We start from the raw sequence: 4,941 nt of genomic DNA, 5'->3' as shown, positions 1-4,941 counted from the left end.
TTTACTCTGTTGGGTCTTTGTTCTTTATACACTATAATTTATGCATGATCACTTACATAGATGCCACTCTCCAGCAAACACTTACTGCAGCTAACCGCCAAAACGTAACGCAAGATTACACCGTTGTAATTAACAGTCAGAACACGGTAGATGAATTGAACAAGGCATTGGCAGATCTAGATGGAAGCCTCACACCGGTAACTAAGAAAAGAGGTAGCGTGTCAATTTATGAAATTGCACCATCATCATACAATCGTCTTTGTGCAAAATTTAATGTACGACCGAACCAGCCATGAGCGATCTTCTTTCTGCGGCTAGCCTTCTGATGGCTGTAATAGCCATCATTTATAGCCTTTGGTATCCCGAACTTACCGAGCAGCTAAGTATCTCTCCAAAGCCGCACAAGGAAGATAATGTTGCAGCTTGTCAGTCGGTCAAAATGGCATTAATTAGTAAGGCCATACCCTTAAGCATTCTCGCATTACTAATCGCTCTGACATTTTTACCTGATGCAGTAAAAATTGCACTCGAGGCAATGTCTACCTATAAAATCCATGGCGCAGAATCTATAAATTTCTATAACGCAGTTAAAATGGCATATTTTTTAGTTTCTATTGTTTCAGTTGCGCTTGCATTTTACATAATAGTGCTATTGATAAAGCTATTCAGTCTCTGGAGGAGTCTGCGTTAGTGGTTTATAACAAAGCGCTCAAATCGTTCGCTTCGCTCACTGGGACGGGCTAAAGCCCGCCCTTTAGCTTAATCGTTATAGCGAACCACGCATGAAACTACTCATGCTAACGATAACCCTATTGCTATCAGGCTGTGTTGTTTATCCAATAAACAAAACGCTTCAGCCGGAGGCCGAAATTCTCGTCACCGATGTAGAAGGAAAGCCCGTTCAGGATGCTTGGGTGTATTTAATATCGAATTCTTACCCTTACGGCTTTGAGCAAATGAGGAAGGTAGATCAAACCAGTTATAGAGGTGAGGCAAGCTTTCCAAGCATTAAGGAGTGGCGCACTGAATCGCTGATGATTCACGGCGCAAGCGTGTTTTTCTGGAATTGGGGCGTAGTAAAAGCAGGTTTTGAAACACATTCGACAATGTGGAGTAGTGGTGATGACTTCCAGCCCCAATACGACGTCACTCTTACGCCAGGGGGAAGCACGCCATGCCTGGAAGGGCCCAATAAAATTGGCCGCGGGCTATATAACCAGCACATGCTGCCGGGCTGATGTTTGCTGAGCTCCGGGCTGGGCCCGTGCGGGCCATGAATGCGCGGGCAGGGGCGTTCAACGTTTAGATGATCTCCCTGGCGTCGAATGTGAGAACATAGCGGTTGTGCCCGCTTGGCTAGCACCTTATGTGTTTGGGGAAAAAATGAAACAGTGGCTATTCATAGCGCTTGCTACGTTATCGCTCTCAGCTGTGGCTGACGACGAGGCGCTTGATTGCAATAACATAAGGAACACGCTCGATACCAATCGGTGCGCGGCTATCGAGTTAGAGGCCGCCGAGGATGTACTCACCCACTATCTGGAAACGAGCGTTGAGCATAACGCGGCTGACCCTGAATTAGTCGATGCTATCCAGGTGGCTCAAAAGCAGTGGCAGGCGTATACCGCTGCCCATTGCGGCGCTGTCTATACGCAGTGGCGCGAGGGAAGCATTCGAGGCGTCATGGGCATTACGTGCCGTACCCGGTTAACAAAACAGCGAACGCACGACATCTGGCAAGACTTCCTGACCTATATGGACAGTACGCCGCCGGTGTTACCGGAACCCACTATCGAGTAACGCCTTTATTCGTTACATGACGGTACTGTCGTTACTTTCTATAGGCACGTACCATGCTTTCTTCAGTTTGATCGAATGAGGGGACTGCCCAATGCAGACGTTGAGAATTGACCTGGTGTCCGATGTTGCCTGCCCGTGGTGCGCCATCGGCTACCGCCGCTTGGAGCAAGCGCTGGAAACCCTGAAGGGCGAAATCGAAATCGAGCTGCACTGGCAGCCCTTCGAGCTCAACCGCGACATGCCGCCCGAGGGCGAGCCGATCCTGGAGCACTTATGCCAAAAGTACGGCAAGGATGCGGCCACCATGGAGCAGTCCCAGCGTGAGATCATGAAGGTCGCCGAAGAGCTGGGATTGAATTTCCGTGGCGCCGTGGAGCGCCGGGCGAACAATACGTTCGATGCCCACCGCGTGCTGGCGTGGGCCGGAACGCAAAACCAAGAGACAGCCTTGCAGTTGGCACTATTCGAGGCCTACTTTGGTGAGGCGAAAAATCCTTCAGACCCAGAGGTACTACGCGAGAAGGCGATGGAGGTGGGGCTTGACGGCGACGCCGCCGAAGCCATCGCCCGGTCTGATCAGTACGCGGACGAGGTTAGAGCGGCCGAACAGCAGTTCATGGAGGCAGGAGTGAGCGCTGTACCGGGATTCATCCTCGACGGTCGCTACCTAATTTCTGGCGCCCAACCCGCTGACGTGCTGGTTGATGCACTTCGTCAGGTGGCGGAAGAAAACGCGAACGGCTAACGTCTCGCCTTAGAGTGGTCACCGAGTCTACTGACTTCAATTCAACTGTGAAAAATGCCCATGACGTCATCACTTCATCGTCTTTACTCTTTTCGTCGTTGCCCCTATGCCATGCGTGCCCGGCTCGGCTTATTGTTTGCTGAGTTACCGGTGGAGCTGCGCGAAATCACATTGAAGAACAAACCGGCCCAGATGCTAACGATTAGCCCGAAAGGCACTGTGCCTGTTTTACAGCTTTTTGATGGTACTGTGATCGAAGAGAGCCGAGAAATAATGGTGTGGGCGCTTGAGCAACAAGATCCGCAAGGGCTGTTAGATGCGAAGGTTAGGACTCAGGCCAATGCCCTGATCGAGCAAAACGATAATGAATTTAAACATTGGTTGGATCGCTATAAATACGCCGACCGACACCTCGAAATGACCCAGGCAGAGTACCGGCAACGGGGTGAAGCTTTTTTACAGGTTTTAGAGGAGAAGCTGACTCAAAAGCCTTATCTTCTGGGAGATAACGCGACCATTGCTGATATTGGCATCATGCCTTTTATCCGCCAATTCGCCCATGTAGATCGCGATGTTTTTTATAGCCTACCTTATCCGCACCTGCAGCGGTGGCTACAACACTGGTTGGAACACGCGTTTTTTCTGCAGGCCATGACCAGGTTTCATCCATGGCAAGAGGGGGATGACGTGGTGGTTTTTCCATCTTGAAAAGCGCTACCTGTTAATACCTTGTCGGCTTTCTCACGAAGGCCATTGAGGTAGGGCTTTATGGCGACGCCGCTGAGGCCATCGCCCGCTCTGATCAGTACGCGCATGACGTTCGTGCGGCAGAGTAGTGATTCATGGAAGCCGGGGTGAATACGGTGCCGGGGATCATCCTCGGCGGCCGCTACCTGATTTCCGGCGCAGGGCTAGTCGATCAATATGGCGCCACACACGTGGCGCCATGTGCCTTGTGGGCTTTACTCGCTCAAACCCACTTTCTCCATAAACGCCCGCGCATGCACATCCACCGCTTTAATAGCGTGAACAATCTGCTTGGGTGTTAGCTCATACGCTAGGTTATGGCTTGATTCGCCCTCTTTAAGCGCCGCTTCGGCTACGCGATAAAGATCTTCCTCGCTTGCCTGGTCAAGCTTCAGCGCTTTCAGCGTCACCGGTAGGCCCAGCGCCAAATAGAGATCTAAATACTCTTCAAGCTCCGCTTGCGGCGCTTGGTCGAGAATCAGCTGCGCGACCGTGCCGTAGGCTACTTTTTCGCCGTGGGTCAGGTTGTGGATTTCTCCATGCAGGGCGGTAAAGCCGTTATGAATGGCGTGCGCTGCCGCCAGGCCGCCGCTTTCAAAGCCCAGGCCGCTGAGCAGGGTATTGGCCTCAACCACGGCTTCAAATGAGGGCGTGACGATCTGCGCCTCGTTGGCTTGGTAGGCCAGCATGGCATGCTCAAAAAGGATGTCTTCGCATTTCTCACCAATCGTAGCACCCAGCAACGTGGCTTTGCCGCCCGCCATGTTGTTGGCGTTAGCGCGGATGGCGGCGCGGGCCTCAACCCAGGTGGCCAGTGCATCAGCAATGCCCGAGGCCAGAAAGCGCGGCGGCGCTTTGCAGATGATGCCGGTATCGACCAGTACCAGGTCGGGATTCTTGCTGTAGAAGCGGTAGGACTCAAACTCGCCATCGTCACTGTAGATGACCGACAGGGCGCTGGTAGGCGCATCGGTAGAAGCAGTGGTTGGCAGTATGGCACAGGCCGCTTCGAGCTTTTCAGCCACACCTTTGGCAGTGTCGATGGCTTTACCGCCACCAAAGCCGATAACAACATCTGCCTGCTGCTTGCGGCCGAGCTCAACGAGGCGGTCGATTTCGCGGGTAGAAGCCTCACCTTCGAACACTGCGCGCTCGAAGCTAACGCCTTCGCCTTCCAGGCTCGCGCTAAGCTCCTTACCCGCGATGTCCCAAACCACATCGTCGGCAATCAGCAGCGCCGTTTTTCCGAGCGCTGACACATAGTGTCCGGCGCGGGCGGTAACACCTTCCCCCTGCACGTAGCGGCCGGGGCTGATAAAGACTTTCTCGTTGATGGCTGTCATGGCAAATCGTCCCTAAAAGAGAGTGGGTTGCCTAACCATTGGTAACACATGAAAGGTGCATGTGTATTGCGTTCGTGTGACTTATTAGTGCTTATGTTGACCGCTGTCAGCCTTGTCGCAGGTTTGTATCTTGGCCACGCTAGCTTAGGTGTGGAAAGGCTAGCAGCAGGTTAAGGCCTGTTACTATCAAGAGATATTTGTGTAGGTGACTGCTCTTTTAATATAGTGCAGAGCGATGAATCCGGTACTAAGGAAGGTCTGAATAACTGCCGATATTCATCACCGCTCACTTGAGCCGAGAAAAAA

7 protein-coding genes are annotated in these 4,941 nt (G+C 52.3%); 6 read left to right on the top strand and 1 reads right to left on the bottom strand.

From position 1 onward, the window contains the following. The 6 genes from CZ787_RS18970 to CZ787_RS13770 form a co-directional block, all read left to right on the top strand. Window positions 1-296 (top strand): hypothetical protein (locus CZ787_RS18970; protein WP_217883878.1); only part of this gene is annotated, 296 nt, incomplete at its 5' end. Continuing rightward, window positions 293-691, top strand: coding sequence for a hypothetical protein (locus tag CZ787_RS13790; RefSeq protein ID WP_087110190.1), 399 nt, complete (start codon window positions 293-295; stop codon window positions 689-691). The genes CZ787_RS18970 and CZ787_RS13790, both read left to right, overlap by 4 nt. 103 nt (window positions 692-794) lie before the next feature. Then, entirely contained in the window at window positions 795-1,238 is a 444-nt protein-coding gene (locus tag CZ787_RS13785; protein WP_176372225.1) for a carboxypeptidase regulatory-like domain-containing protein, read from the top strand. Window positions 1,239-1,383: 145 nt separating this feature from the next. Beyond that, entirely contained in the window at window positions 1,384-1,800 is a 417-nt protein-coding gene (locus tag CZ787_RS13780; protein ID WP_087110188.1) for a lysozyme inhibitor LprI family protein, read from the top strand. Between the two features lie 91 nt (window positions 1,801-1,891). Continuing rightward, window positions 1,892-2,545 carry a DsbA family oxidoreductase gene (locus CZ787_RS13775; RefSeq protein ID WP_087110186.1) on the top strand — a complete coding sequence of 218 codons (654 nt, stop codon included), beginning with the start codon at window positions 1,892-1,894 and terminating at the stop codon, window positions 2,543-2,545. 60 nt (window positions 2,546-2,605) lie between these two features. Beyond that, window positions 2,606-3,253: a glutathione S-transferase gene (locus CZ787_RS13770; protein WP_087110184.1), complete on the top strand. Its 648-nt coding sequence runs from the start codon at window positions 2,606-2,608 to the stop codon at window positions 3,251-3,253. 254 nt (window positions 3,254-3,507) lie between these two features. Here CZ787_RS13770 and CZ787_RS13765 read toward each other — a convergent pair whose 3' ends face one another. Beyond that, the gene (locus tag CZ787_RS13765; protein ID WP_087110182.1) at window positions 3,508-4,635 is read right to left on the bottom strand and encodes a glycerol dehydrogenase; all 1,128 of its coding nucleotides are present in this window, start codon (window positions 4,633-4,635) and stop codon (window positions 3,508-3,510) included. Window positions 4,636-4,941 lie beyond the last annotated feature (306 nt).

Origin of the sequence: Halomonas citrativorans (assembly GCF_900163645.1) — a bacterium.
Classification (GTDB): Bacteria; Pseudomonadota; Gammaproteobacteria; order Pseudomonadales; family Halomonadaceae; genus Vreelandella; species Vreelandella citrativorans.
Note: the sequence above shows the minus strand (reverse complement) of the source record. Positions and strands in the feature narration are given on the sequence as shown.

What these genes read in the sequence shown, in the direction of transcription:
- CZ787_RS13790 (WP_087110190.1), top strand. Translation starts at nt 293, where the DNA reads ATGAGCGATCTTCTTTCTGCGGCTAGCCTTCTGATGGCTGTAATAGCC.
- CZ787_RS13785 (WP_176372225.1), top strand. Translation starts at nt 795, where the DNA reads ATGCTAACGATAACCCTATTGCTATCAGGCTGTGTTGTTTATCCAATA.
- CZ787_RS13780 (WP_087110188.1), top strand. Translation starts at nt 1,384, where the DNA reads ATGAAACAGTGGCTATTCATAGCGCTTGCTACGTTATCGCTCTCAGCT.
- CZ787_RS13775 (WP_087110186.1), top strand. Translation starts at nt 1,892, where the DNA reads ATGCAGACGTTGAGAATTGACCTGGTGTCCGATGTTGCCTGCCCGTGG.
- CZ787_RS13770 (WP_087110184.1), top strand. Translation starts at nt 2,606, where the DNA reads ATGACGTCATCACTTCATCGTCTTTACTCTTTTCGTCGTTGCCCCTAT.
- CZ787_RS13765 (WP_087110182.1), bottom strand. Translation starts at nt 4,635, where the DNA reads ATGACAGCCATCAACGAGAAAGTCTTTATCAGCCCCGGCCGCTACGTG.